The organism is Muriventricola aceti, from assembly GCF_025567565.1.
GTDB lineage: Bacteria > Bacillota > Clostridia > Oscillospirales > Oscillospiraceae > Lawsonibacter > Lawsonibacter aceti.
Map to the genome: position 1 here is coordinate 50,951 of NZ_JAOQKF010000011.1, position 25,744 is coordinate 76,694.

24 protein-coding genes and 3 tRNA genes are annotated in these 25,744 nt (G+C 58.1%); 9 read left to right on the forward strand and 18 right to left on the reverse strand.

Annotation, left to right across the window (positions count from 1 at the left end):
* Positions 1-164: 164 nt before the first annotated feature.
* Both OCV64_RS12145 and OCV64_RS12150 read left to right on the forward strand, forming a co-directional pair.
* Entirely contained in the window at positions 165-599 is a 435-nt protein-coding gene (locus OCV64_RS12145; RefSeq protein WP_147573206.1) for a MarR family winged helix-turn-helix transcriptional regulator, read from the forward strand.
* A 1-nt stretch (position 600) separates the two neighbouring features.
* A complete protein-coding gene (locus tag OCV64_RS12150) occupies positions 601-1,953 on the forward strand; it encodes an MATE family efflux transporter (RefSeq protein ID WP_186851828.1) in 1,353 nt (450 codons plus the stop codon).
* Here OCV64_RS12150 and OCV64_RS12155 read toward each other — a convergent pair.
* Positions 1,950-2,093, reverse strand: a complete 144-nt coding sequence (locus tag OCV64_RS12155; RefSeq protein WP_240288427.1) for a hypothetical protein — start codon at positions 2,091-2,093, stop codon at positions 1,950-1,952. The two genes, OCV64_RS12150 and OCV64_RS12155, sit on opposite strands and share 4 nt — an antisense overlap.
* 22 nt (positions 2,094-2,115) lie before the next feature.
* Here OCV64_RS12155 and OCV64_RS12160 point away from each other — a divergent pair, with 22 nt between their 5' ends.
* From OCV64_RS12160 to OCV64_RS12175, 4 genes are all read left to right on the forward strand, one after another.
* Positions 2,116-3,231 carry an SLC13 family permease gene (locus tag OCV64_RS12160; protein WP_394803837.1) on the forward strand — a complete coding sequence of 372 codons (1,116 nt, stop codon included), beginning with the start codon at positions 2,116-2,118 and terminating at the stop codon, positions 3,229-3,231.
* A 251-nt stretch (positions 3,232-3,482) separates the two neighbouring features.
* Positions 3,483-5,027 (forward strand): sodium:solute symporter family protein, encoded by a 1,545-nt coding sequence (locus tag OCV64_RS12165; protein WP_262670184.1) that lies wholly within the window; start codon positions 3,483-3,485, stop codon positions 5,025-5,027.
* A gap of 120 nt (positions 5,028-5,147) precedes the next feature.
* Entirely contained in the window at positions 5,148-5,993 is an 846-nt protein-coding gene (locus OCV64_RS12170; protein ID WP_147573199.1) for an amidohydrolase family protein, read from the forward strand.
* A 34-nt stretch (positions 5,994-6,027) separates the two neighbouring features.
* Positions 6,028-6,474, forward strand: coding sequence for an SseB family protein (locus OCV64_RS12175; protein WP_186851825.1), 447 nt, complete (start codon positions 6,028-6,030; stop codon positions 6,472-6,474).
* A gap of 19 nt (positions 6,475-6,493) precedes the next feature.
* Here the strand turns inward: OCV64_RS12175 and OCV64_RS12180 are convergent, their stop codons facing one another.
* On the reverse strand, positions 6,494-7,792 hold the full coding sequence (locus OCV64_RS12180; RefSeq protein ID WP_262670186.1) for a M56 family metallopeptidase: 1,299 nt from the start codon (positions 7,790-7,792) through the stop codon (positions 6,494-6,496).
* A 46-nt stretch (positions 7,793-7,838) separates the two neighbouring features.
* Complete coding sequence (locus tag OCV64_RS12185; RefSeq protein WP_240288437.1) at positions 7,839-8,192, reverse strand: BlaI/MecI/CopY family transcriptional regulator; 354 nt, start codon at positions 8,190-8,192, stop codon at positions 7,839-7,841.
* Positions 8,193-8,399: 207 nt separating this feature from the next.
* Here OCV64_RS12185 and OCV64_RS12190 point away from each other — a divergent pair, with 207 nt between their 5' ends.
* Entirely contained in the window at positions 8,400-9,125 is a 726-nt protein-coding gene (locus tag OCV64_RS12190; RefSeq protein ID WP_186851823.1) for a TraX family protein, read from the forward strand.
* 50 nt (positions 9,126-9,175) lie between these two features.
* On the opposite strand, the gene OCV64_RS12195 is transcribed toward OCV64_RS12190, so the two are convergent.
* Positions 9,176-9,310 carry a hypothetical protein gene (locus tag OCV64_RS12195; RefSeq protein WP_262670188.1) on the reverse strand — a complete coding sequence of 45 codons (135 nt, stop codon included), beginning with the start codon at positions 9,308-9,310 and terminating at the stop codon, positions 9,176-9,178.
* A 26-nt stretch (positions 9,311-9,336) separates the two neighbouring features.
* On the opposite strand from OCV64_RS12195, the gene OCV64_RS12200 reads away from it, so the two are divergent.
* Positions 9,337-9,759, forward strand: coding sequence for a GNAT family N-acetyltransferase (locus tag OCV64_RS12200; protein ID WP_147573191.1), 423 nt, complete (start codon positions 9,337-9,339; stop codon positions 9,757-9,759).
* A gap of 119 nt (positions 9,760-9,878) precedes the next feature.
* On the opposite strand, the gene OCV64_RS12205 is transcribed toward OCV64_RS12200, so the two are convergent.
* From OCV64_RS12205 to OCV64_RS12230, 6 genes are all read right to left on the reverse strand, one after another.
* Positions 9,879-10,313 (reverse strand): ACT domain-containing protein, encoded by a 435-nt coding sequence (locus OCV64_RS12205; protein WP_147573189.1) that lies wholly within the window; start codon positions 10,311-10,313, stop codon positions 9,879-9,881.
* 20 nt (positions 10,314-10,333) lie between these two features.
* On the reverse strand, positions 10,334-11,635 hold the full coding sequence (locus OCV64_RS12210) for a phenylacetate--CoA ligase family protein (protein WP_147573188.1): 1,302 nt from the start codon (positions 11,633-11,635) through the stop codon (positions 10,334-10,336).
* Between the two features lie 178 nt (positions 11,636-11,813).
* Positions 11,814-12,179, reverse strand: a complete 366-nt coding sequence (gene crcB / locus OCV64_RS12215) for a fluoride efflux transporter CrcB (RefSeq protein WP_340406226.1) — start codon at positions 12,177-12,179, stop codon at positions 11,814-11,816.
* Positions 12,179-12,751, reverse strand: coding sequence for an indolepyruvate oxidoreductase subunit beta (locus OCV64_RS12220; RefSeq protein ID WP_147573184.1), 573 nt, complete (start codon positions 12,749-12,751; stop codon positions 12,179-12,181). Before OCV64_RS12220 ends, crcB begins: the two co-directional genes overlap by 1 nt.
* Before the next feature lie 3 nt (positions 12,752-12,754).
* On the reverse strand, positions 12,755-14,497 hold the full coding sequence (gene iorA / locus OCV64_RS12225; RefSeq protein WP_186851822.1) for an indolepyruvate ferredoxin oxidoreductase subunit alpha: 1,743 nt from the start codon (positions 14,495-14,497) through the stop codon (positions 12,755-12,757).
* 24 nt (positions 14,498-14,521) lie between these two features.
* Positions 14,522-14,836, reverse strand: coding sequence for a YerC/YecD family TrpR-related protein (locus tag OCV64_RS12230; protein ID WP_262670189.1), 315 nt, complete (start codon positions 14,834-14,836; stop codon positions 14,522-14,524).
* A gap of 664 nt (positions 14,837-15,500) precedes the next feature.
* On the opposite strand from OCV64_RS12230, the gene OCV64_RS12235 reads away from it, so the two are divergent.
* Positions 15,501-17,135 (forward strand): class I adenylate-forming enzyme family protein, encoded by a 1,635-nt coding sequence (locus OCV64_RS12235; RefSeq protein WP_186851821.1) that lies wholly within the window; start codon positions 15,501-15,503, stop codon positions 17,133-17,135.
* Between the two features lie 227 nt (positions 17,136-17,362).
* On the opposite strand, the gene OCV64_RS12240 is transcribed toward OCV64_RS12235, so the two are convergent.
* The 8 genes from OCV64_RS12240 to OCV64_RS12275 all read right to left on the reverse strand — a co-directional run bounded on the left by OCV64_RS12240 (position 17,363) and on the right by OCV64_RS12275 (position 25,738).
* The gene (locus OCV64_RS12240; RefSeq protein WP_262670191.1) at positions 17,363-18,433 is read right to left on the reverse strand and encodes an NAD/NADP-dependent octopine/nopaline dehydrogenase family protein; all 1,071 of its coding nucleotides are present in this window, start codon (positions 18,431-18,433) and stop codon (positions 17,363-17,365) included.
* Positions 18,434-18,447: 14 nt separating this feature from the next.
* Complete coding sequence (locus tag OCV64_RS12245) at positions 18,448-19,452, reverse strand: ornithine cyclodeaminase family protein (RefSeq protein ID WP_147573174.1); 1,005 nt, start codon at positions 19,450-19,452, stop codon at positions 18,448-18,450.
* Positions 19,453-19,575: 123 nt separating this feature from the next.
* The gene (locus OCV64_RS12250; RefSeq protein ID WP_262670192.1) at positions 19,576-21,003 is read right to left on the reverse strand and encodes a sodium:solute symporter family protein; all 1,428 of its coding nucleotides are present in this window, start codon (positions 21,001-21,003) and stop codon (positions 19,576-19,578) included.
* 259 nt (positions 21,004-21,262) lie between these two features.
* Positions 21,263-21,338: transfer RNA gene (locus tag OCV64_RS12255), tRNA-Val, on the reverse strand.
* A gap of 24 nt (positions 21,339-21,362) precedes the next feature.
* Positions 21,363-21,437: transfer RNA gene (locus OCV64_RS12260), tRNA-Glu, on the reverse strand.
* Positions 21,438-21,475: 38 nt separating this feature from the next.
* A tRNA-Met gene (locus tag OCV64_RS12265) sits at positions 21,476-21,552 on the reverse strand.
* A 119-nt stretch (positions 21,553-21,671) separates the two neighbouring features.
* Positions 21,672-21,902: a phage-shock protein gene (locus OCV64_RS12270; RefSeq protein ID WP_262670193.1), complete on the reverse strand. Its 231-nt coding sequence runs from the start codon at positions 21,900-21,902 to the stop codon at positions 21,672-21,674.
* A 122-nt stretch (positions 21,903-22,024) separates the two neighbouring features.
* Positions 22,025-25,738 carry a phosphoribosylformylglycinamidine synthase gene (locus OCV64_RS12275; RefSeq protein WP_262670194.1) on the reverse strand — a complete coding sequence of 1,238 codons (3,714 nt, stop codon included), beginning with the start codon at positions 25,736-25,738 and terminating at the stop codon, positions 22,025-22,027.
* Between the last annotated feature and the right edge of the window lie 6 nt (positions 25,739-25,744).

Consider the following 25,744-nt stretch of genomic DNA (forward strand, 5'->3'; position numbering starts at 1 on the left):
TTTCCTTTCCCTTTCGTACATCTGATCCGTCCAAGCTGTGCTTGGACGGATTTTTTACTTCTTAGCATCCTTCTTTCTCCTACTTGACAACATTATAATCTTCTGTTATATTGATTAAGCAAATTTAATTAAATTTGGTTAACTATTTAGGAGGTGCCTGTTTTATGGACCTGCGTGACAGTCTGTGCAGATTTTATTATGACTCTACCGTCAGTGACCTGCGCCAAGTAAACAAGACTGGAGGAGGTGAGTTGTCCTATAACAGCATCATGTATTTGGATGTCATCTCCTATCAGCAGGCCCTGGGCGTGTGCACTGTCACCACCTTGGCAGACACCCTGCACATCTCTCGCGCGGCAGCCACCATCAAAGTCGGGGAACTGGTCAAACTGGGCCTGGTAACCAAAACCCGGAGCGAGGAGGATCGGCGTGTCAGCTACTTGTCAGTTACCGGGCCGGCCGCCTTGGCGCTAAAAGCCTATGACCGTCCGCTGGAGCGTGCGGCTCGTCAGGTGGAGGCCGCCTACTCCCAGGATGAAATTGACCTGTTCTGCGCGATTTTAGACATATTCAGCAAGGAGTATCAAAAGGATCTTTAATATGACACAGCAAGAACGTATTTTTATCACCCTTTCCCCTACCCGGCTCTTTTTCCGATGTGCTCTGCCCAGTATGGTCAGCATGGCGGTCACCTCGCTCTATACAGTAGTGGACGGCATCTTTGTGGGCCGCTATGTTGGGGCCGACGCCCTGGCCGCCGTTAACCTAGTCATGCCCCTGCTTTTAATCAGCTTTGCCCTGATCGATCTGGTAGCCGTGGGCTCTTCGGTCCAGATCGCGATCCGCCTGGGGGAGCAGAAGTCCGAGGAGGCCAGCCGTATTTTCAGCTTCTGCTCCAAGCTCATCCTTCTGCTCTCTCTTCTAATCGGAGCGGCGGGTTTCTTCTTGGCCGGGCCCGCAGTGGCACTCATGGGCGCGGAGCGTCAGGTCACCGCTATGGCAGTGGATTACCTGCGGGTCTATGCTCTGCTGGCCCCCTTTATCATGCTCTTTTTCGCATTGGACAACTATCTGCGCATCTGCGGCCGGGTCCGGTACAGCATGGGAATCAATGTGTTCACCTCCCTTGTGAACATTGTACTGGACGCTCTATTCCTTATTGTCTTCCGTTGGGGAGTGGCCGGGGCGGCCCTGGCTTCCTGCATTGGGATGGCCCTGGGCACAGTCCTTGGCCTGCTCCCCTTCCTACGAAAAAAACTGCCCCTACGCTTTGTCCGGGGCCGGGTACCTCTCCATCAGCTGGCTGCCCTGCTGGCAAATGGCAGCTCAGAATTCTTCTCCAGCATCGCCGGCTCGGTGCTCATGGTCATCCTCAACAGTGTACTGCTCCATCTGGCCGGCACCCCGGCGGTAAGCGCCTTTTCCATCGTGATGTATGTGGACAGCATCGTCGGCGCCCTCCTTTTCGGCATGGCCGACTCCATGCAGCCCGCCATCAGCTATAACTATGGTGCCGGCAGCCGTACCCGTATGTTCGCCCTGGAGAAGCGAGTCCTGACGGCGGCGGCGGCTATCTCCCTGGCTGTGCTGGTCTGGATGCAGCTCGGAGGCGAACAGGTCATCCCCCTGTTCCTCAAGGAGGAGGACTCAGCTCTGCTGGACATGACCCTGCGGGCCATGGAGCTCTTCTCCTTGTCCTATCTCCTTGGGTGGGTGAGCACCTGCCTCAGCTCCTTCTTTACCGCCCTGAATCGACCGGGGCTTTCCCTGGTCCTGGCGTTCAGCCGGACTCTTGTCTTCCCCCTCCTGTCCCTGCTTGTACTGCCCGGCGCCCTGGGGCTGGATGGGGTGTGGCTCATCTCCACCTCTACCGGAGTACTCACCGCCATTCTCTCCCTTCTCTTTCTTCTCCGTGTCCTCCGGCAGGAAAAGCTTCTGTCCCGGACGGCTTAACAAGCCTCCAAGCCATTTTGGCTTGGGGGCTTTCCTATTTCTCTATCCTCCAAAGTGCTGACATATGGTAATTCGATATCCTCCAGCCTCTCCCCCACAAAAATATTTTCTTTGATTTTTCCCCCTGTCTGTGCTAACATATCCTCCCGAATGGAGAGATGTGTGTTGCAAAAGCTCATAGTATTTTTACGGCGGGAAACGGTGCTGTCCATCGCCTGGCTGCTGGCGGCTGCCACAGCCTTTCTGGTCCCCCCGGACCGGGCCTATCTGGATTATATCGACGGCGGCACCCTGGGGCTGCTCTTTTCTTTGATGGCGGTGATGGCAGGGTTCCAGGGGCTGGGTCTGTTCCGCCGTCTGGGTGAGCATCTGCTGGAGCGGACGGCCACGACCAGACAGTTGGAGGGTGCGCTCATCTTCCTGCCCTTCTTTTTCAGCATGGCAGTGACCAACGATGTGGCCCTTATCACCTTTGTTCCCTTCGCAATGGAGGTACTAGAGCTAGCCGGAGAGGAGGAGCGCCTGATCCCTGTGGTGGCCATGCAGACCATCGCCGCCAATCTAGGCAGTATGGCTACCCCCATCGGCAATCCCCAAAACCTGTACCTCTACTCCCACTATCAGATGAGCCTTGGGGAGTTTTTCCGGTCCATGCTCCCCCTCACCGCCGCCTCCGGTCTGCTGATTCTACTGTTCCTTCTGTGCCGCCGCTCCACCCCCTTGTCCCTACCCAAGCTGACACCTCCCGCGATTTCCGAAGGCAGGCGTCTGGGCTTTTACCTCATCCTCTTTGTCCTCTGTCTGGCCGCGGTGGCGAAAGCCCTGCCTGTGGCGCTGTTATGCGTACTGGTGGCCCTGCTCACTGCCCTGGTAGACCGCCGTGTGCTGGTCCGGGTGGACTGGTCCCTGCTGGCCACCTTTGTAGGCTTCTTTCTCTTTGTGGGCAACCTAAGCCGCCTGCCCGCCTGCCATGACTTTTTCCAGGCCGTCCTCGCTCACCATGAGGCGGTATGCGCCGTCCTGGCTAGCCAGGCGCTCAGTAATGTGCCCGCCGCCCTGCTGCTGTCTGGTTTTACAGACAACGGGACCGCACTACTGGTTGGCACTAATCTGGGGGGACTGGGTACGCTGATCGCCTCTATGGCCAGTTTGATTTCCTATAAGCAGGTGGTCCGCCGCTCTCCCTACAAAAAGGGAAAATACCTGTTGTGGTTCACCGCGGCCAATTTGGTTTTTCTGACAATACTGCTGAGTGGCTATCTCCTCCTGGCCTTGTGACAAAGGGACGTTCCCAGTATCGGGAGCGTCCCTTCAATCATCCACTTGCAAATCTGCCGCCTTCCCACCCAGTCCCCGCAGCCCCCTTCATCGCTCTGTTTCCCGGCCCCTTCTGATCGGGAGCATCCCAGCTTGGAAAAACTTTTTGCCCAAACAATCAAATTCTCTCTTGACTTTATCGCTTTTGTGCGTTAAACTTTAACGCACCAAACTGATAAACCAAATGTGTTTGATGAGAGGACTGGTTCAAAATGGGTATCAAGCTGGGTATGCTGCTGGTGTTCTTCGCCGTCATGGTGGGCATCGGTCTGTATTGCCGGAAACACGCCACCGATGTCAGCGGCTTTGTGCTGGGTGGGCGGTCTGTCGGACCATGGCTCACCGCCTTCGCCTACGGCACCTCCTACTTCTCCGCCGTAGTCTTTGTGGGATACGCCGGGCAGTTTGGGTGGAAGTACGGTATTGCCGCCACCTGGGCGGGCATCGGCAACGCTATCCTGGGCTCTCTGTTAGCCTGGGTCGTGCTGGGCCGCCGGACTCGCATCATGACCCAGCACCTGGACTCCGCCACCATGCCCGAATTTTTTGGCAAGCGGTTTGGCTCCAGGTCCCTGAAGGTCGCCGCCTCAGTCATTATCTTCATCTTCCTTATCCCCTACACCGCCAGTCTGTACAACGGCCTGTCCAGGCTGTTCGGCATGGCCTTTGACATCGACTACTCCGTGTGTGTGGTAGTCATGGCAGTGCTCACTGGAGTGTATGTCATCGCCGGGGGCTATATGGCTACCGCCATCAACGACTTTATCCAGGGCATCATCATGATCTTCGGCATCGTGGCGGTGATTGCCGCCGTCCTGAACAGCCAGGGGGGCTTTCTGGCTGCCCTGGAGGGGCTGGCCCAGGTGAGCGACCCGGAGGTGTCCGCCGCCCCCGGCATCTTTGCCTCCTTCTTCGGCCCCGACCCCCTGAACCTGCTGGGCGTGGTGGTCCTCACCTCCCTCGGCACCTGGGGACTGCCCCAGATGGTCCAGAAATTCTACGCCATCAAGAGCGAGAAGGCCATCGACACCGGCACGGTCATCTCCACCCTCTTTGCCGTCATCGTTGCCGGGGGCTGCTACTTCCTGGGGGGCTTCGGACGGCTGTTCAGCGGCCAGATCGATATCGCCGCCAACGGCTATGACTCCGTCATCCCCACTATGCTGTCCGGCCTGCCAGACGTTCTGCTGGCGGTGGTGGTGGTCCTGGTGCTGTCCGCCTCCATGTCTACCCTGTCCTCCCTAGTGCTCACCTCCAGCTCTACGCTGACTCTGGATCTGCTGAAAGACCACGTCTGGAAGGACATGGACCAGAGGCGCCAGGTCTTTGTCATGCGCTGCCTCATCGTGGTGTTTATCGCCATCTCCGTGGTGCTGGCCATCATTCAATACAGATCCAACGTCACCTTCATCGCCCAGCTCATGGGCGTCAGCTGGGGCGCCCTGGCCGGCGCCTTTCTGGCCCCCTTCCTCTTTGGCCTGTACTGGAAGCGGGCCACCAAGGCCGCCTGCTGGACCAGCTTCCTGTTTTCCACCGTCTTTATGCTGGCTGTCATCAGCCCTCTAAAGTCCGTCCTTCCCGCCCTCCTTCAGTCCCCCATCAACGCCGGGGCCTTCTGCATGGTCGCTGGTCTTGTGATCGTTCCCCTGGTCTCCCTTTGCACCGCCAAGCCGGACCGTGCGCTGGTAGAGGACGCCTTCTCCTGCTATGACGAGAAGGTGCTGGTCCGGCAAAGCCAGGCCCTGGGGGACAAATAAATTCCCTCTTTGCAAAAAGGCGGGCGCTGTGGTATCCTAAATAAGCACACGACTCTGTCAGGGCCCACTTTGTGGGCCCTGACGGTATGTTCTATCCTCATTTCCGAAAGGAAGTTTTTTATGGTCGTCGATATCCATACCCACACCTTTCCGGAGCGCATCGCCGCCTCCACCATTCAAAAATTACAGGATATTTCCCACACCCGCCCCTTTACCGATGGGACAGAAGCGGGCCTGCGGGCCTCCATGGTCGCCGCTGGAGTAGATTTCTCCCTGGTCCTCCCCGTGGCCACCAGCCCCCGCCAAGTGGTCCACATCAATGACGCCTCCGCTCGCCTGAACAGCCAGGGGAATGGCATTCTCTCCTTCGGCTGTATGCACCCGGACTTCGACGGCTGGAAGGAGGAACTGGGACGGGTGGCTGCCCTGGGTATGAAGGGCATTAAGGTCCACCCCGTCTACCAGGGGGTGGACTTTGACGACCCCCGCTACCTGCGCATCCTGGACCGGTGCGGAGAGCTGGGCCTCATTGTGCTGACCCACGCCGGACTGGATATCGGCTTTCCCGGCCAAGTAAACTGCTCCCCAGAGATGGTCCTTCGGGCGGTGGAACAGGCAGGCCCCCTCCAGCTCATTCTGGCTCACATGGGTGGGTGGAGAAATTGGGACCAAGTGGAGGAGCTGCTGCCCCATACCCATGTCTATCTGGACACCGCCTACGCCCTGGGCCGGATTGCCCACAGGGGGGACGGCCACTTCGCTCCGGAGGAGCTGGATCTAATGTCCAAGGCCCAGTTTCTGCGCATGGTGGACACCTTTGGCGCACACCGGATACTCTTCGGCACCGACAGCCCCTGGCGTGGGCAGGAAGAGGGCATCGCCCAGCTCCGGGCCCTGCCCCTAAGTCAGCCGGACCTGGAGGCCATTCTGGGCGGTAACGCCCAGAGGCTGCTAGGGCTGTCCTAAGGCGCCGGATATTTTTGATTAGGAGGTCTTTTCCATGAGTGATCTCACACAACCTATCACCAACCCGGAACTGGCCCAGGCGGTCGCTGATATGGCCGCCCAGGGCAGCCGGGCGAGCCGGGAGGCAGTGCTGGACATCGTCATCTCCAAGGCCCGTTTTTTGGCCCCGGTGACCATCTCTCCCGCCCCGGAGCAGCAGGAGAGCGCCCCACTGGGGGAGGGCACCGCCATCCAGTTCCAACTGCTGCCCAATCAGGAGGGGCAGCCCTTTTTCCCCGCCTTCACCTGCTGGGAGGAGCTGCGCAAGCTGTGCGGCCCCAAAAACCAGCAAACCCTGGTTCTCACCTTTGACGACTATGCCGCCATGGTCCTGCGGGATAACCGGGCGGCGGGCTTTGTGGTGGACCCCTTTGGCTCCTGCCTGTCCTTCGACCGGGCCATGATGGAACATCTGGCAGTCAGGAAGCAGGACCGGCATTGAACAGAACAGAGCCCCTGTCTTATGACAGGGGCTCTGTTTTTCCGCCCGGGAGCAGCACCCAGTAGTCCAGTCTCTGGTCTTGGTCCGGCGATCTGCCGTCAGGTGTGAAGTGGAAGTCGATAGTATCCCCCCAAAACCACCGCCGGAACAGGGCGTGGCACCAGGTACCATTCAAATCCTGAAACCGGACCGAGATATAACTGCTCCCATCCTCCGCCGCATAGAAAATTGTATCCTCGTCCCAGTCCGCCTCCTCTGCCATCATGGACCAGATCTGGTACCGCTCCATCACATCCAGGACATCGGCATCCAGGGCACGGTAGGGGCCCCCTGCCAGAAGAAAGGCAGCCAGGGCGGCGGCCGCTGCCCAGCCCAGGACCGTTTTCCTGTCCCCGCTCCGTGACGCCCCCGGCCCGGAGCTTCTGTAATCGGGCTGCCAGTTGGCAACCTGCCGGACACGGAGGGCTGCGTCACACTCGCCGAAGGAGGTAACCCCACCCCATACTGGACGGTCGCTGGCAAGCTCTACCAGAGTCCGGGCATAGCTCCACCGGCCCTCCACGTCCAGCTGCTCCAGCACCCCCTGATCACAAGCCAGCTCCATGTCTAAGCGGAAGGCCCGGTAGGCCAGCCACACCAGGGGATTCCAGAAATTGAGGATCCAGACCGCAGAAGCAATCCCCTGGAGCCAGGGATGGCGTTGTTTCACATGCTCTCGCTCATGGATGAGCACCAATTTCATCTGCTCGCCGGTCAGCTCTCTCTGAAGCAGGATGTCATGTCCGCCCTTGCGCCGGAGCACAAAGCTGGTGGGCAGGTCCGGACACAGCTTGATGCTCTGGCCCTCGGCCATGGTCAGCCCCAGCCGTTCATAGTCCTCCGTTTCCAGCGCCCTCCCCTGGCTGGCCAGTTTCCTGACTCCCCGGTCTGACCAGCGAGCCAGGCTAAAAATCACCACAAAATAGGCCGCTCCCAGCAGTACCAGAAGCACCATCCCCTGCCAGGACACCTGGATGGGGATGGAAAAGCCCCCAGGCAGGGCAAGGTGATAGGTCCCCTCCCCAGTAATCTCAGGCAGATACATAGGGAAATGGTCAAAGCCGCTGTCGCAATAAGTCCGGGGAGTCAGGAAAGAGCGGAGGGTGAAGGGCAGGGGCACCCGGTCAAGCAGGTTTATCCACTGGGGCAAGCAGAAGGACAGCCACACCACCCCCCACAGGGCTACCCGTTGCCGGGGCTCCAGGAGCCGCCGGGTCATGGGTCTCAGGGCCAGAAGGGCGGCCAGGGCCATTCCCAGGTAAATACTCCAATTGAGCATCTACAGCATGGCGCACCAGCAGAACCGCGCCACAAGCTCCACGGCTTTATCCCTCCCCCATTTTCTCGTCGATCAGCTCCTTCAGCTCCTCCGCCTCCTGGGCGGTAAGCTTTCGGCCGCTGAGGAAGGCGGTCATAAACAGGGGCAGTCCCCCTGCCCGCCTCACCAACTCCTCCCCTTGGGCCCGGATGACCTCCTCCCGGGTAACCAGAGGGGTAACCACTGTGTTCTGGTGGCGCACTAAGCCCTTATTCTTTAGCCGCCGCAGAACGGTGTAGGTAGTGCTCTTGTTCCAGTCCAGCCGCTCTCCGCACAGGGAAACCAGTTGGGTGGAGCTTACCGGCCCGCTGTCCCACAGCACCTCCATCACGCGGTATTCCCCCTCAAACAGCTTTTCCACAGACTCACCTTCTCAAGTTTATCACAATAAACCTATCTCAATTAAGTTTACTATAATAAACCTCCTGTGTCAAGGTAAGTTTTTCCAAAGGGGCAGGGCTTTCTCGGACGGTCCCCAGTCCTGTCAGGGCAAAACGTCTTGCGTTTTGCCAGCGACAGTGTTATACTGTCGCAGCATCGGACGAAGGCCTATACAAGGAGGACCCGTATGGAAACCAAACCGCTCTCCGCCATGCCCAAGTTGAAAACGAATCTGGACACTGACTTTCTTAAACTAATCGCCATTCTTTCCATGGTTATTGACCATGTGGGTACCGCCTTTTTTCCGGAGTACCCCGCCTTTCGATGGGCGGGGCGGCTGGCCTTCCCCATCTTCGCCTACTGTCTGACGGTGGGTCTGCTGTACACCCGCGACATCAGGAAATACCTCCTGCGGCTGGGGGCCTTCGCCCTGATTTCCCAGCCCTTCTACATCTTTGCCTTTCACCCCTGGGACTGGCAAGCGGAGTGGATGAATATGAACATCTTTTTCACGCTGCTGGTAAGCCTGCTAGCCCTGTGGGGAGTCCATACCAGACGGTGGTGGCTGTTCCTCGCCCTATTCCTGCTGGCTAGCTTTGTCAATTTTGATTACTCGGCCAACGGCATCGTGCTGATGCTCATTTTCTATCTGTGCCGAAACAGACCCGTCCTGGGGGCGGCTGTCTATGTGCTCTTCTGGCTGCCTGCCCTGTGGGGCGGACAAATGGAGGATCCCCTCAGTGTGAAGATCGCCGGACACGCCATCAACTGGACCATCTTCGCTGTCCTGTCTGCCTTTCCCATCTTTCTCCCCACCCACACAGGCATCAAGGTGCCAAAGTGGTTTTTCTATGCCTTCTATCCTGCCCATTTGGCAGCCATTGGCCTAGCAAGAGTGATACTAAATGTATAAATTTACAAAAAAGCTCCGCTTTGAAATCACTCAGAGCGGAGCTTTTTTCTCTAAAACACAGTCCGGTCATACAGGCCCGCTCCCATCAGCAGTATGCCAATCAGCAGCACAATCACAGAGAGCATTTTATATCCCCTCGTTCCGTTGCTGCCCTTCCCCGCTTGTGATATAATTGTATCAGACACCCCAAATCATCTCTTAGGAGCGAATTATGATCAGAGCTTTACAGACGGAGGATATCAGCGCTGTGTCCGCTATCTGGCTCAATACCAATCTCTCAGCCCACGCTTTTATTCCTTCCCAATATTGGGAAGGCCAGTTGTCCGAAGTAACGGAGGCCCTTGCCCAAGCCGAGGTCTATCTTTGTGAGAGAGAGGGAGCCATACAGGGCTTCGTGGGCCTCAACGGCAGTTACATAGAGGGAATATTTATCCGCCAGGAGGCCCAATCCCAAGGGGTTGGGAAACGGCTGCTGGACTTTGTAAAGGCCCGCAAAGACCGACTGGAGCTAAACGTATACCAGAAAAATTCCAGAGCGGTCGCCTTTTATCAGAGGGAACGGTTCGTGATACAGCGGGAAGGGCTGGATGAGCATACCGGAGAGATGGAATATCGGATGGTGTGGACTCGATAAGGCCAGCATGGATCTTCTATCATTATGGACCCGCCCGAAGACAAATCCTTCCTTTCACAACGGCAGAGGCCGCCCAATGGGCGGCCTCTGCCGTTGTGAAAGGTTTGGACACCCCGTCCTTACAGGTTGTTCATCTCCTCCTGGTCCACCGTCTTGATGCTTCGGGACGCAAGGGCGGCGGCAGCCGCCTCGTTGTCGGCCACCCGGAATACCATATAGGCGTTGGTGGTATCCTTACCGCCCAGGAAAGCGTACATATACTCCACATTGACTTTGGCATCGGTGAGTACCTGGAGCACTTTGTTCAGTCCGCCGGGCACATCAGGGATGGCTACCCCCAGCACAGGGGTGATATTGTGGACATAGCCCGCCTCCTTCAGTACCGTGGCGGCCTTATAGACATCATCCACGATCACGCGGGCCACACCGAAGTCGCTGCTCTCGGCCACATTCAGGGCCCTCATATCAATCTGGTTCTGAGCCAGCACCCCGGTCATGGCATACAGGGCGCCCGGCTTGTTTTCCACAAAGACGGAGATCTGCTTGATATTCATACCGCTTTCCTCCTTTAGTTTCAGATCTTGCGCTTGTCGATGACGCGCACCGCCTTGCCCTCGCTACGGACGATAGATTTGGGGGCCACCAGGGTGACCTTGGCGGCCAGTCCCAGCATGGACCGCAGCCCATCCACCAGTTCCTTCTGGCGGCGGCTGATCTCGCCCAGATTGTCGGTGAACATCTCGGGGGTCATCTCCACCTGAACGTCCAGAGTATCGGTGGACTTCACTCGGTCCACGATGATCTGGTAGTTTGCGGGGTAGCCATGGTTGAGGAGCACGGTCTCGATCTGGGAGGGGAACACATTGACACCCCGGATGATAAGCATATCGTCGGTGCGGCCGCGGGGCTTCGTCATCTTCACATGAGTGCGGCCGCAGGGGCAAGGCTCATGACTGAGCACGCAGATGTCCCGGGTACGGTAGCGCAGCAGGGGGAACGCCTCCTTGGTGATGGAGGTAAATACTAGCTCGCCCTGGCTGCCCTCGGGCAGCACCTCGCCGGTGTCCGGGTCGATGATCTCCGCGATAAAGTGATCCTCATTGATATGCATCCCAGACTGGGCGGAGCACTCGAAGGCCACACCGGGGCCGGACAGCTCCGTCAAGCCGTATATATCATAGGCTTTAATACCCAGTGTATTCTGGATGTCTTGGCGCATCTCCTCGCTCCACGCCTCGGCCCCAAAGATGCCCGCCTTCAGGGGAATCTGGTCGGGGGTCAGGCCCATCTCTTTCATAGACTCGCCCAGGTAAGCCGCGTAGGAGGGGGTGCAGCACAGAATGGTGGCGTTTAAGTCCCGGATAAACATGATCTGCCGCTCCGTATTGCCGGAGGAGGTGGGGATGGTCAGACAGCCAACCTTGTGGCTGCCGCCGTTGAGTCCGGGTCCGCCAGTAAACAGGCCGTAGCCGTAGGACACCTGGCACACGTCCTCGTTGGTGCCGCCGGCGGCCACGATGGCCCGTGCACAGCAGTCCTCCCACAGGTCGATATCGTGCTGGGTGTAGAAAGCCACCACCCGCTTGCCAGTGGTGCCAGAGGTGGACTGGATACGCACGCAGTCCTTCAGGGGTTTGGCCACTAGTCCGTAGGGATATGCCTCCCGCAGGTCGGCCTTGGTGACAAAGGGCAGCTTATGCAGGTCATCCACGCCCTTGATGTCGTCAGGAGTCAGCCCCTTCTCCTCCATCTTCTTGCGGTAGTAAGGCACGTTGTCCCAGACGTGTTTCACCTGCTTGACCAGGCGCTCGTCCTGCCAAGCGCGGATCTGCTCCTGGGACGCGGTTTCGATCTCTGGCTGGTAATATCTCTCCATGGGTATCAGTCCTTTCCAGTTTTCTCTCGTGCTTTCCAGCTTCTTTTGATTCTTGCGTTCAGAAAGGCCCAATCCTGATAAATCTTCCAGGACAAATTGGGCGGCATATCAAAAAATATGGAAAAATAGAAGGGCGGCGGCAATCGCCGCCCTTTTGTTCCTGACATACAGGGCCGATTCAGGCATCCCCGCTCAACCTCTGCCCCAGGGCCACTCCCAGCAGGCACAGCGCCACGCTTAGAAACATATATCCCCCGCACAGAAGCCACTTTCCCCGCTCCAGCAGGGTGAAGCTCTCCAGAGAAAAAGTGGAGAAGGTGGTAAAGCCGCCGCACACCCCGGTCTTCCAGAACAGAGTCCAGCCGGGGGAAAGGCGGCGCTGCCCGGCCAGTCCGACGACAAAGCCGATGGCCAGGGCCCCTAGGAAATTAGTACACAGGGTAAGCAGGGGGAGCTCCCCCCGCCATGGCAGCAGGCTTATCCCATAGCGGCCAGCGGCACCCAAGGCGCCGCCCGCGGCAACCATTAAACCGCCCAACCCCATCAGGCGTTCTTCCCCAGCTCAAACGCTCTCTTATTCAGTTCCAGGAACTTTGGGGGCACCATGGCCTCCAGGGACTTGTGCCACGCCTCCTCGGGCAGTTCGAAGTAGTGGGACAGGCGGCCCATCAGGACGATGTTCACCGCCTTGGAGGAGCCAGCTTCCTCGGCCAAGGCCAAGCAGTCAAGGGCGTCCACCTTGGCGCCGGCGGCCTTCATCTTCTCCACCAAATTTTCGGGGTACTGGGCCGCGCCGGTGATGACGGGCATAGGATCGATCTGCTGGGTAGAGGTGACAATCTGTCCATCTGGCTTCAGGTAGGCCAGCCAGCGGGCGGCCTCCAGCAACTCGAAGGACACGATATAGTCCGCTTCTCCCTTGTCAATGACGGGGGAGCACACCTTTTCCCCGTAGCGCACATAGGTAACCACGCTTCCGCCCCGCTGGGACATGCCGTGGACCTCGGACACCTTCACGTCATAGCCCTGCTCCATCAGCAGGTGGCCCAGCAGCTTGCTGGCTAACAGAGAACCCTGTCCCCCTACGCCCACGATCATAATATTCTTGGTTTCCATGCCTTAACCCTCCTTGCCGGTGCTCTCGAAGGCCCCCACGGGGCAGAGCTGCTCACAAACGCCGCAGCCCACGCACAGCGTGTTGTCCACATGGGCCTTGCCCTCCTTCATGGAGATGGCGGGGCAGCCGATCTTCATACAGCTCTTGCAGCCAATGCACTTGTCTGTGTTTACCTTCAGCGGTGCCTTGTGCTTAACGTATTTCAGCAGGGCGCAGGGCCGGCGGCTGATGATGACGGAGGGCTCGTCCGCGGCCAGCTCCTCCTTCACTGCTTGGTCGGTGGCCTTCAGGTCATAGGGATCCACCACCCGCACCCGGTTGAAGCCCATGGCCCGGCACAGGGCCTCCAGGTCGATCTTGCCGGCGGGGTCGCCCTTGATGTTGTAGCCGGTAGTGGGATTCTGCTGGTGGCCAGTCATGCCGGTGATGGAGTTATCCAGGATAATGACGGTAGAATTGGACTGGTTATAGGCGATGTTAGCTAATCCGGTCATTCCAGAGTGCATAAAGGTGGAATCGCCGATGACGGCCACCGTCCTGCCCTCACTCTCCGTGCCCAGGGCCTTGTTGAAGCCGTGGATGGCGGAGATGGAGGCCCCCATACACAAAGTCATATCCATGGCGGACAGGGGGGCCACCGCTCCCAGAGTATAGCAGCCGATATCCCCAAGGACGGTGCACTTGTTTTTGTTCAAGGTGTAGAACAGCCCGCGGTGGGGGCAGCCGGCGCACATGACCGGAGGCCGGGGCGGAATGGCGTCGTCCAGAGCCTTCCCGCTATGTACGGTCCCGCCCAGCCGGGCGGCCACCAGGTTCTGGGAGAACTCCCCCTCCATAGGCAGTACATCCTTGCCGGACACCTCCAGGCCCAGGGTGCGGCAGTGCTCCTCAATGATGGGGTCCAGCTCCTCTACCACCACCAGCTTGTCCACCTTGGCGGCGAAGTCCCGGATCAGCCTGACGGGCAGGGGGTTGGCCATACCCAGCTTCAGCACGGACACGCTGTCCCCAAAGACCTCCTTCACATACTGGTAGCTGGTGGAGGAGGTAATGATGCCCAGGCCGGTACCGCCCATCTCCACCCGATTGATGGGAGCAGTCTCCGCCCACTCCCGCAGCCGGCCGGTGCGCTCCTCCACTGCGGGGTGGCGGCGGATGGCGTTGCCCGGCATCATCACATATTTGGCGATGTTCTTCTCATAGGGGACGGTCTGCCTCTCCTCCCGGTCGGACAACTCCACCAGAGACTGGGAGTGGGCCACCCGGGTACACATTTTCAGCAGCACCGGGGTGTCGAACTCCTCGGACAGCGCAAAGGCCAGCCTGGTGAAGGCCAGGGCTTCGGCGGAGTCGGAGGGCTCCAGCATAGGCACCTTGGCGGCAATGGCGTGGCGGCGGGAATCCTGCTCATTTTGAGAGGAATGCATCCCCGCGTCGTCAGCCACGCCGATAACCATACCGCCGTTCACGCCGGTATAGCTCATAGTAAATAGAGGGTCAGCGGCCACATTCAACCCCACATGTTTCATGCCACAGAAGGCCCGCTTCCCAGCCAGGCTGGCACCGAAGGCCACCTCCATAGCCACTTTCTCGTTGGGGGCCCACTCACAGTAGATATCGTCGAACTTGGCGGCCTCCTCGGTAATTTCAGTACTGGGGGTACCGGGGTAGCTGGAGATCACGCAGCACCCGGCCTCATAAAGCCCACGGGCAACGGCGGCATTACCCAGCATCAGTTGTTTCATGTTTCTTCCCTGCTTTCCTAATATTTATTCGTCGCTTCCCCTGTTGCGCAGGGTCTCCCGCTGGATGACCTCCCGCATAATGCCGCCGGCGCCGTTGTCCAGCATGGACCGGCGTACCCGGCTAATGGTGGCGCTGGAGGCCCCGGTCTTCTCCAGGATGTCCAAATAGACCAACCCCTGCTGTAAGTAGACCGCCACATCGAACCGCTGCTCCAGGCTGCGCAGCTCGGTCGGGGTGCACAGGTCGTCAAAAAACCGGCAGCACTCGTCTAGATCCTTCAGCTTCAAAATAGTTTTGTACAGGGCCAGGCTTCGGCCTTTCTTTTCCCCTTTCGCCATTGTCTTCGCTCCTTTTCCAAGTTTCTTCTCCTCCAGGAGAATTTACTTGTGTAAAGTGTAGCACACAAAAGCAAAAAAGTAAATGAGCCTTTCTCTTTTTACGGGGCCAAATTCTACTAAAAAACAAAAAACCCCCTAGCAGCCTAAGCCGCTAGAGGACGGGGAAACGTCTCCCGTGGTACCACCTCTGTTCACCGTCCCCATAGGGACAGTCTTATCGGGTGTCCAACAACACCCAGCCTCTGTAACGGGAGGACCCGATCCGCTCTACTCAGCCCAAAGCCTTTCCTCGGACAGCTCAGGAAATGAAATTTCAAACGCGAAGCTGTGCCCCTCACACCTACCGGGAACTCTCTGTACAGCCGGACCCGCGCCCTACTTTGTTTCCGTCCACACTTTATTGGTTCGCATTATACACCTCTGGCATCATTTGTCAAGTCCATTTTTGTTCTTTGAACGACTTTCCCTGTTTACTTCCGGGTACAGGGGCTGGACAGGACTGCCTACCTAATGCCGCTTTTATCAATTACAGCCTCGCCTCCATCCCCGTTGGCGTTTCCCTCTTGACAACAGGCCGCAAATGGGTTATGATACTTTAACGGTTTAAAGGTTGAAATCAATAAAGCACCTGGCCGAATCCGGCCTTGGAAAGGATATGAGCGCCATGCCTATCACGGATCTGTTGGAGCGCAACAGCAAACTATACGGTGAGGAAATCGCCCTGGTAGAGATCAACCCCGAGATCCAGGAGGAACAGCGGGTCACCTGGAAGGAGTACGAGTTGATCCAGCCCACCTCCTCCGTCCCCTACCGCCGGGAGATCACTTGGTCCGTCTTTGACGAGAAAGCCAACCGGGTTGCCAATATGCTCCTGGGTCGGGGCATCCGCAGAGGACAGAAGGTCGCTATCCTGCTGATGAACTGCCTGGAGTGGCTCCCCATTTACTTCGGAGTTTTAAAGGCCGGAGCGGTGGCCGTCCCTCTCAATTTCCGCTATACCTCCGACGAGATCGACTACTGCCTGAAGCTGGCTGACGTGGATGTGCTGTTCTTCGGGCCGGAGTTCATCGGCCGAGTGGAGGCCATTGTGCCCAAGATATCCCGGCAGATGCTCCTTTTCTTCGTGGGCGACACCTGCCCCTCCTTTGCCGAGGACTACCACCGAGCCACCGCCAACTGTTCCAGCGTCGCTCCCAAGGTGCTGATCGACGACGAGGACGAAGCCGCCATCTATTACTCCTCCGGGACTACCGGCTTTCCCAAGGCTATCCTACTCAAGCACCAGGCCCTGATCCAGTCCGCCCGGATGGAGGCCATCCACCACGCCACCACCCATGAGGATGTTTTCCTGTGCATCCCGCCCCTGTACCACACGGGCGCCAAGATGCACTGGTTTGGTTCTCTGTTCACTGGAAGCCGGGCAGTTCTGCTGAAAGGCAACACGCCACAGGCTATCTTCGAGGCCGCCTCCTCTGAGCGGTGCACCATCGTCTGGCTGTTGGTCCCCTGGTGTCAGGACATCCTGGCCGCCCTAGACCGAGGGGACCTGGAGCTGGAGGACTACCATCTGTCCCAGTGGCGGCTCATGCACATTGGCGCCCAGCCAGTCCCTCCCTCCCTCATCAAACACTGGATGCGCTACTTTCCCCACCACAAGTACGATACCAATTATGGCCTGTCCGAGTCCACCGGCCCTGGCTGTGTCCATCTGGGCATGGATCACCTGGACAAAGTGGGGGCCATCGGGGTTCCCGGCTATGGCTGGAAGGTAAAAATTGTGGACGAACAGAATGCCCTGGTGAAGCAGGGTGATGTAGGCGAGCTGTGTGTCAAGGGACCCGGCGTTATGGTGTGCTACTACCACAATCCGGAGGCCACCGCCGAGGTTCTGGAAAACGGCTGGCTCCACACCGGGGATATGGCCCGTCAGGACGAGGAGGGCTTTATCTATCTGGTAGACCGGAAAAAGGATGTGATCATCTCCGGCGGCGAGAACCTGTACCCGGTTCAAATCGAAGCCTTCCTGTCCGCCTATCCCAAGGTCCACGACGTGGCTGTGATTGGCCTGCCCGATCACCGACTGGGTGAGATTGCCGCCGCCATCATCCAGTTGAAAGAGGGCATGACCTGTACCGAGAGCGAAATTAACCAGTACTGTATGGATCTCCCCCGATATAAGCGGCCCCGCAAGCTCATCTTCGCTGACGTTCCCCGGAATCCCACCGGCAAGATCGAGAAGCCCAAGCTACGGGAGCAATACTGCGGCGTCCGGCTGGTAGAGGCGCAAAACCGGTCATAGTAAAATCAACCAGGGCAACTCATACGAGTCGCCCTGGTTTTTTATCATACACTCTGTTAACCCTGAGTATCGATAAACCAAAAGTTTATAAAACTGTTTGTGTAATTTAAAGTTCGATTTATTTTCTCCCTATTTTTCATTATCAACACCCAAGATTGGCAGAGTCTTATCATAAAAAACACCTGTGGCTGTTCACAAGCCACAGGTGTTTTCCCTCATTTACAGCTTTACAGCCTCGCCATAAGCTGTTCCCGGTCCAACCCGGCAATTCCTAGTGACTCCATCGTCCGGCCGGACTTCCAGAAATCCTGGCCGACCAGCGCACCCGTCAGCGTAATCACCGAATCGATGATCGGGGTGGGCACCCCTGCTGCCCGGCCGAGGGCGGAGATGGGCACCAGCCCCATGGGCACATCCTCCACGATCAGGCGGGAGTCCAGCACCCCAGGAGCCATAATATTGGCGTGGGCCTGGGACATATGACACAGCTCTGACATCTTTTCTGCCTGAACATGGTAGTAGTGGATATAAGCATCTCTCAGACTGAGAATATCCAGCCCGTAGGCCCTGCCCACAGCTACCCGCTCCCGGTCCATCTGCTCCACTACCTCGCCCACCGCGGGGGTGATGCCGTCAAAGTAGTGGCGGAACTTTTCCCCTCGTTCGATACTGCCCGCGTTGAGCAGAACAGGCAGAGGGTGGACAACCGTATTCATGTTGTTTAGGCTGGTTTCCAGTACATTGGCTGCGGGAATCAGCTGTGGGTACACATCAGACAAATCGTCAATGATAGCCTGAGTATCCTGTGCAGGCAGGGCCGCCAGAGACAGCTCATCCTTCACTCCGGAAATGGTAGCTACAGCATCCTGGGCCCGGGCAGCATAGAACAAGCTGTTCGTCTCACACAGGCGGACCTTGGACCGACAGCCGGCCCTGTCCCAGATTGCCCGGAATTCTAACGCGCCGCCGGTCGCGCCGGGACAAACGACGACCGTCTGGCCGTCCACCAAGCAGCCTGCCAGCTCCTGGGCCACATAGGCATGGGCAAAAGCGGGCAGTACTACAAAGATGATCTCCGCTCCGTCTACCGCCTGGGCCACATCCTCACAGATTTGATCCAGCTTGGCAAAACCGGTTTTGGAAACTCCCTCTAGCTGAATGCCGCCTCTGGCTCTTATCGGCGCTAAGACTTGAGGAAAGCGGTCATACAGGGTCACATGTTTCCCACACAGTTTCAAATAGGCGGAGATTACTTGTCCGCCGTTGCCGGCACCCAATACCGCAAAATTTTGCTTCATGGAGTCCGCCTTCCTTATTCGTCAAACGCGAAGGTCTCCCCCACACCCAGGGAGAATGCCTTGCGGTAGGCGATGCCAGCCACAGCTACATCCAGGCAGCCCATTCCGATGGGGACCACCAGCAGCTTCTGATCCGCCACGTCGCCCACCTGCTTCATGCCGGCAGCCAGTTCTCCCACGGTACAGTACACGCTATTCTCCGTAATCTTACCCTCTTCAGCCAAATGCTTTAGATTGCCGCGGTGGAGACACTGTCCCACATGGTCACAGATCAGCTTATCAGCACCCAGAATCGCCTGGTCGTCACATTCCTGGTAGGAACCCATGGCAAAATAGACGGTGCCCTTCTCCAGCCACTCTCCCTTCAGGAATGCCTGAGTAGCAGGAGTAACAGTAATGACCGCATCCGCCTTGGCCGCTTTCTGTGGGTGATCCACCACGATGATTTCGCCCTGGACATAGTCCTTCATGTCCTCTTTAAACTTGGCGGCGGCAGCGGGCACGGGGTCATAAACATACAGCTTTTGGACATTAAAGATAGCGGTCAGGGCCTCGGTCTGTGTACGGCCCTGGACACCGGCGCCATACAGGCCAACGGTAATATCCTTCTTATCCTTCAACAGATAGCGCAGGATAACGGCGGTCTGGGCACCGGTGCGCATATTGGTAATCCAAGCGCCATCCATCACGGCCAGGAAGTCGCCGTAGTTGGGATGGACCAGCATGATCAGGGCGTTGATAAAGGGGCGGCCGATCTCACGACGGCCCTTGCCCCAGCCACCGGCCCACTTCTGGCCAGCCATATCCTGCCAGGCAATATAGGCGGGCATGGCATTGAGGGATGCCTTATAGGGCAGGTTGGTAGGCTCGCTGTCCCCTAGGTTCAGGTTCAGCTTCGTAGGATTGATCGTCTTGCCCTCCCCCAAGTCCACGAAGGTCTTGTCCACTATCTCAATAATGTCCCGCATGGAGACCAGCTTTTTGATCTCAGATTCCTTTAACAGAATGGTATTCATCATAAACTCCTCCTTATTTCGGTAATCTTGTCGGCGGCGAGCACGGCCCGCCGCCGACAGTCATTCTGTCTTGGTTTCAAATTTTATCACTTTTTTTCCTGTTCTTCAAGCGCCCCAGAAATATTCTTATTTGGACTTCCTGGTAGCCAGGGCCACCACGATCAGGCAGAGGAAGGAAGCCAAGATCCCATAAATGGCATAGGGCAACTGAATCCCAAAGACAGCAGGCAGAGAGGCTTCAAACGCCTGGGCCAGACCGCAGCCAATCACTCCACCCACTACGCCCGCGACACCGCTAGCCGGAGTCAGGAAATTCTTATTTCGGAAAGCATAGCCGCAGTAGATAGGCACCAGCAGCCCGGAGGCTGAGTACGCATAAGAGGCGACGATCAGATCCAACACCCGTGGGAATACGATGGCCAAGGCCACGGCAGCCACGGCCACAAACACAGTGCAGATTCGGGACACGGACAGCAGCTTCTTGTCCTCAGCGTTGGGATTTATGAACTGTTTGTAGATATCCTGGGTCAGATTGACGGACACAGACTGAAGGGCGCTGTCCGTGGTCGATAGAATAGTAGTAGCAATAAAGCCGGAGAACAAAGCCAGCACCCAGGTAGGGATCTGGGTCAGGAACCAGCCGCTAGCATCCTCGGGGGCCAGGCCAGGATTGAGAACTCGGCAGGCGTTGCCTACTACCACCACCCACAACTCAATTCCAGCGATCAGGATACCGCCTACAATCAAAGTACGGCGGGCATTCTTTGCGGAGTTTGCGGCGCACACCCGCTGAAGGGTCATCTGGTTGGTCATCATACCAGGGGTGGCGGCGATGAACCACAGGGCGGTGGTGGCGAAGCCAGCGGACATCAGCCCTCCAGGAAGGGATAGTGTCTCAGGAGCAGGATGGTTGGCCACAATATTTCCCCAGCCGCCAGCCATATCCAGAGCCTGCACGCCGGTAAGGACACACAAAGCCAGCATCAGCACGCCAAACACAAAATCAGTCCAGGCCACAGCCTTAAAGCCGGAGGGAAGGGTCAGCAACACACTGACTACAATCATCCCCACCACAAGGATCCGACTGTCAATTCCGGTTATGGAAGTGTATAGTTTAGCAAAGGCGGTGGCCTGAGAGGCGATCCAGCCAAAGGGGACCACCATGGCCATCAGGGCACCCACTAACATAAGGAAGCGGTTTTTGCCATAAACTTTCTCAAAAATGTCGGGAATAGTGGTAAACTCATTCTCACGAAGCCAAGCTGCGATGATGGCCATGATAAAACAGCCAGCCGCGCCACATATTCCGTAAGTCAAGGGAGCCATACCATAACTGAAGCCGATGCTCACATGGCCCACCAGCACACCGCCGCCTACCAGGGTGGCAAACTGGGTAAAGACAATTACATAAGACGGCAGGCTTCGTCCGCCCATAGCCCAGTCCTCTGCTGTTTTGGTCCTGCGCTGGAAATAGAAGGCAATGCCAAAGCCGATCAGCATCACCAGGACCGTGCTGGCCAGCACCAGCATCAATCCGCTTGTAGATCCTTCCACGATTTTTCCTCCTCAACACACAAGGTATAAATTTGATCGCGACTCGCGTTCTGGATTATTATAGTTCACTTATCCGCGCAAGTCAAGACTTTAAACCGTTAAAGTGCTACAGTTTTTTTCTGCTGCAGCTCCAAAATTTCTCATCTGGCGTCATATTGATTCATGAGTAAGCCAACCGACAGGGCACTCTAGGCTATCCACAGAGCTAATAAAGGGGAAAAATCAAAAAAGAAAAGACACCCGAATGGGTGTCTTTTCCTGGTGGAGACAACAGAACTCGAATCTGTGACCTTCCGCGTGTGAGGCGGACGCTCTACCGGCTGAGCTATGCCTCCATATGGAAACGGCAATAAATAAGGTGGTGACCCGGACGGGACTCGAACCCGTGTTGCCGCCGTGAAAGGGCGGAGTCTTAACCGCTTGACCACCGGGCCGTTTTTATATGGGAACGGGAGAACTCCCGTAATTGATATGGTAGCGGCACCTGGATTTGAACCGGGGACACTACGGGTATGAACCGTATGCTCTAGCCACCTGAGCTATGCCGCCATGTTTTTCCCTTACGCAGGGCAAGAGTTAGTATATCCGATTTGCCAGCCTTTGTCAACAGGAAATTTCATTTTTTCCTCTGTTTTTTCCTGAGCAGGCCGGAGGCATCTCCCCCCGGCCTACCGCAGCAGGACAGACAGGGCAAAGGCTACTCCGGCCGGCGCCAGAGCAGACCAGTGGAAGGGGTTCTCCATCAGGCCCCGGAGGAGCAGGATAATTGCCGCAATCCGCAACAGCCAGGGCAAAACAGCCATGACGATGGCAAAGGGGATGCTAAACAGCAGCAGGGCTACTAAAATCACTGGAATCAAAAAGAGGCACAGCAGCGAAAGCGTTAAGAGTTTGATCATAGAGGATCCCTCCCTGTGTTTTACAGTGCTATCCTACCATGCTATTCTTAAAAGCTCCCCTATGTTCGGATTAAAAAAAGATAAAAATGGAGGCGGCCCGTGGGGGCCGCCTTTGCCATGCGTTATTTGAAATACTCCGCACCCGACTCAAAGAGGGGTTGATGCTTGTTTCCGGGGATATTCCGGCCCACATAGGGGCCGCGGCGCTCCAGATGCCCCATCTTGCCGAACACCCGGCCGTCAGGGGAAAAGATGCCTTCAATGGCCTCCAGAGAACCGTTGGGGTTCACATTGATATCCATAGCGGGATTTCCGTTCAGGTCCACATACTGGGTAGCCACCTGGCCCCGGCCGATCAAGTCGGCAATGACCTTGGGCGGCGCTACAAAGCGGCCCTCGCCGTGGGAGATGGGCAGGGTATGCAGATCGCCCACCTTGCTCTTGAGCATCCAGGGGGACTGGACCGAGGAGACCCGTGTGGTGACATACCGGCTCTGGTGCCGGCCGATCAGGTTATAGGTCAGGGTGGGACAGTTTTCATCCATATCCCGGATCTCGCCGTAGGGGACCAGTCCCAGCTTCACCAGAGCCTGAAAGCCGTTGCAGATACCAAGCATCAGGCCGTCCCGATGTTTCAGCAGGTCCATGATGGCCTCCGCCAGGGCGGGGGAACGGAGGAAGGAGGCGATGAACTTACCGGAGCCCTCTGGCTCGTCGCCGCCGGAGAAGCCGCCGGGGATAACCATCATCTGGGCCGAGCGGATGGCCTTCTCCAGCGCCTGAGCAGACTGGGTAAGGAAATCGGTGGTCAGGTTGCGAACTACCACGATCTCCGGCTCGATGCCCGCCCGGAGGCAGGCCTGAGCGGTATCGTACTCGCAGTTGGTGCCGGGGAACACGGGGATGACCGCCTTCGGATGGGCCGACTTGTGCCTGCACACGGCCACGGAGGGCTTGTCCCAGGAGATGGGGGCGACGGTTTCGGTGGTGCCCGCCTTGGTGGGGTAAACTTTCTCCAGCACGCCCTCATTGAGGGAAAGCAGCTCCTGGATGGGGGCACGGTCACCGCCGCCCAGATCAACAGACGCAACATCCACGGTGAAGCCCAGGAGGAAAGTCCGTGCCAAATCTGTATCCACTTCGGCCACAATCCAACCAGGCATTGGAACATACCACATCTCCGGTCCGTGGACCGCAGCGGCAGCCTGGAAGCCAATCCCGTTGCCAAAGGCCATCTTCATCACAGCTTCGGCCACACAGCTCTCCACCGCATAGGCGGAACGAACCAGTCCTTTCTGACATAGGTTGTGGAATCGGGGCCAGTCCGAAGGACGGAAGAGATAGACCCGATGGCCCGCCTCCTTGAACTCGGGGGAGAGCACCTCCCCCGCCTTCACCGGAGCGATGGCGAAAGAGATGAGAGTGGGGGGCACATCCTTGTCCAGGAAGGAGCCGGACATGGAATCTTTGCCGCCGATAGCAGCCCGGCCGAAGTCCAGTTGAGCCTTCAGAGCGCCCAACAGGGCGGCAAAGGGCTTACCCCAGCGCCGGGGCTCGTCCCGGAGCTTCTCAAAGAACTCCTGAAAAGTCAGGTAGGCTTTTTTATAGTCTCCGCCGGCAGCTACTACTTTGGCCAGAGATACGGTTACGGAGTTGTAAGCGCCCTGGAAGGGATTTTCCATCATCTGATCTGGGTCGAAGCCCCAGGCCATGACGCTGGCCTGGTCGGTCTCCTGACCGGGCAGGACGGGGAACAGGGCGGCCATCGTCTGGGCGGGGGTGCGCTGATTTTTTCCGCCGAAGGGCATCAGGACACTACCTGCCCCGATGGAGCCGTCAAACCGCTCGGTCAACCCCCGGCGGGAGGCGCACTTCAGGCTGGAGGCCATCTCCCGCAGGCTGTGGAAGGGTACATGTTCACGGTCCCCAACCCAAACTCCGTTGGGGTCCACAACAAGGCTGCCCAAATCGCTCTTGCGGGGAATAGACACGCTGGCGTGCTTCACCGCGCCGTTGGTATTCAAAAATTCACGGGACAGGTCGGCCACGGTCTGGCCCTTCCAGTGCATGACCATCCGGGGGCTCTCGGTGACCACGGCCACCTGATAAGCCTCCAGATTTTCCGCCTCGGCGGCGGAGATAAATCTGGCCGCGTCCTCCGGGGCCACCACCACAGCCATGCGCTCCTGGCTCTCGGAGATGGCCAGCTCGGTGCCGTCCAGGCCCTCGTACTTCTTTCGTACCGCGTCCAGGTCGATCTCCAGGCCGTCGGCCAGCTCACCGATGGCCACGGACACGCCGCCGGCGCCGAAGTCGTTGCACCGCTTGATGAGGCGGGTCACCTCACCGTTCCGGAACAGGCGCTGGATCTTCCGCTCCTCAGGGGCGTTGCCCTTCTGGACCTCGGAGGCCATCGTGGTCAGGGACTTCTTGTTGTGGCTCTTGGAGGAGCCGGTGGCCCCGCCGATGCCGTCCCGGCCGGTCCTTCCGCCCAGGAGGATGACCACGTCCCCAGGGGCGGGCCGCTCCCGGCGGACATTCTCCGCAGGGGCCGCGCCGACAACCGCGCCGCACTCCAGACGCTTGGCGATATAGCCATCGTGGTACACCTCAGCCACATGGCCGGTAGCCAGGCCGATCTGGTTGCCGTAGGAGGAATAGCCCGCCGCCGCGGTCTGGGCCAGCTTCCGCTGGGGCAGTTTGCCCTCCAGAGTCTGGTCAAAGGGCACCCGGGGATCGCCGCCGCCGGTGAAGCGCATAGCCTGATGGACATACACCCGGCCGGACAGGGGATCCCGGATACAGCCGCCGATACAGGTGGCCGCGCCGCCGAAAGGCTCGATCTCAGTGGGGTGGTTGTGGGTTTCATTCTTGAACATCAGCAGCCAGTCCTGCTCCTTGCCGTCCACCACAGCGGGCACCTTGATGGAGCAGGCATTGATCTCCTCGCTCTCGTCCAGTTCGGGGAGCAGTCCCCGCTTTCTCAGGGTCTTGGTGCCGATGGTGGCGATATCCATTAGGGTCTGGGGCCGCTTGGCGGCCTTCTCCTCCCCATAGACCTCCACCCGTGCGGCCAGATATCGCTCATAGGCCTCCTTCACATCGGGATCGCTGATCTCTACCTCGTCCAGATGGGTGGAGAAGGTGGTGTGGCGGCAGTGGTCAGACCAGTAGGTATCCACTACCCGCACTTCGGTGATGGTGGGGTCCCGCTTCTCCTGGTCCCGGAAATATGCCTGGAGGAATTTCAAGTCATCCAGGTCCATAGCCAGCCCTAGCTGGGACAGCAGGTCGGACAGCCCCCCTTCGTCCAGAGCGGTGAACCCCTCCAGCACGGCCACATGGTCGGGGGCCTCGTGGGTGCGGACCAGGGTTTCCGGCTTGTCCATGGCGGCCTGTCGGCTCTCCACCGGGTTGATGAGATAATCCCGGATCTTGTCCAGGTCGGCGGAGGACAGCTCCCCCTCCAGCAGATACACCTTGGCATAGGCAATCAGGGGACGCTCCACACCGGCCATGAGCTGGATACATTGGGCGGCGGAGTCGGCCCGCTGGTCAAACTGGCCCGGCAGGGCCTCCACCGCCAGGATGGAGTGGGGGTGGCCGGGGACAGGAAAGGTCTCGTCATACACCGTATCCACCTGGGGCTCGGAAAACACGATACTCTTGGCCTGGTCATAGACATCCTGACTGATTTGGTCGGCGTCATACCGGTTCAAAACGGTCACCGATTTCAGGCCCTGGACGCCCAGTTGCTCCTGGAGCGCCCTGCACAAGCCCCTGGCCTCTACATCAAAGCCGGGCTTTTTTACGGAATAACAGCGGTAAACACTCATTTCTCT

Bases quoted from the DNA above. Each gene is read 5' to 3' on its own strand.
- OCV64_RS12145 (WP_147573206.1), top strand. From the start codon at position 165: ATGGACCTGCGTGACAGTCTGTGCAGATTTTATTATGACTCTACCGTC.
- OCV64_RS12150 (WP_186851828.1), top strand. From the start codon at position 601: ATGACACAGCAAGAACGTATTTTTATCACCCTTTCCCCTACCCGGCTC.
- OCV64_RS12155 (WP_240288427.1), bottom strand. From the start codon at position 2,093: ATGTTAGCACAGACAGGGGGAAAAATCAAAGAAAATATTTTTGTGGGG.
- OCV64_RS12165 (WP_262670184.1), top strand. From the start codon at position 3,483: ATGGGTATCAAGCTGGGTATGCTGCTGGTGTTCTTCGCCGTCATGGTG.
- OCV64_RS12170 (WP_147573199.1), top strand. From the start codon at position 5,148: ATGGTCGTCGATATCCATACCCACACCTTTCCGGAGCGCATCGCCGCC.
- OCV64_RS12175 (WP_186851825.1), top strand. From the start codon at position 6,028: ATGAGTGATCTCACACAACCTATCACCAACCCGGAACTGGCCCAGGCG.
- OCV64_RS12180 (WP_262670186.1), bottom strand. From the start codon at position 7,792: ATGCTCAATTGGAGTATTTACCTGGGAATGGCCCTGGCCGCCCTTCTG.
- OCV64_RS12190 (WP_186851823.1), top strand. From the start codon at position 8,400: ATGGAAACCAAACCGCTCTCCGCCATGCCCAAGTTGAAAACGAATCTG.
- OCV64_RS12200 (WP_147573191.1), top strand. From the start codon at position 9,337: ATGATCAGAGCTTTACAGACGGAGGATATCAGCGCTGTGTCCGCTATC.
- OCV64_RS12205 (WP_147573189.1), bottom strand. From the start codon at position 10,313: ATGAATATCAAGCAGATCTCCGTCTTTGTGGAAAACAAGCCGGGCGCC.
- OCV64_RS12210 (WP_147573188.1), bottom strand. From the start codon at position 11,635: ATGGAGAGATATTACCAGCCAGAGATCGAAACCGCGTCCCAGGAGCAG.
- crcB (WP_340406226.1), bottom strand. From the start codon at position 12,179: ATGGGGTTGGGCGGTTTAATGGTTGCCGCGGGCGGCGCCTTGGGTGCC.
- OCV64_RS12220 (WP_147573184.1), bottom strand. From the start codon at position 12,751: ATGGAAACCAAGAATATTATGATCGTGGGCGTAGGGGGACAGGGTTCT.
- iorA (WP_186851822.1), bottom strand. From the start codon at position 14,497: ATGAAACAACTGATGCTGGGTAATGCCGCCGTTGCCCGTGGGCTTTAT.
- OCV64_RS12230 (WP_262670189.1), bottom strand. From the start codon at position 14,836: ATGGCGAAAGGGGAAAAGAAAGGCCGAAGCCTGGCCCTGTACAAAACT.
- OCV64_RS12235 (WP_186851821.1), top strand. From the start codon at position 15,501: ATGCCTATCACGGATCTGTTGGAGCGCAACAGCAAACTATACGGTGAG.
- OCV64_RS12240 (WP_262670191.1), bottom strand. From the start codon at position 18,433: ATGAAGCAAAATTTTGCGGTATTGGGTGCCGGCAACGGCGGACAAGTA.
- OCV64_RS12245 (WP_147573174.1), bottom strand. From the start codon at position 19,452: ATGATGAATACCATTCTGTTAAAGGAATCTGAGATCAAAAAGCTGGTC.
- OCV64_RS12270 (WP_262670193.1), bottom strand. From the start codon at position 21,902: ATGATCAAACTCTTAACGCTTTCGCTGCTGTGCCTCTTTTTGATTCCA.
- OCV64_RS12275 (WP_262670194.1), bottom strand. From the start codon at position 25,738: ATGAGTGTTTACCGCTGTTATTCCGTAAAAAAGCCCGGCTTTGATGTA.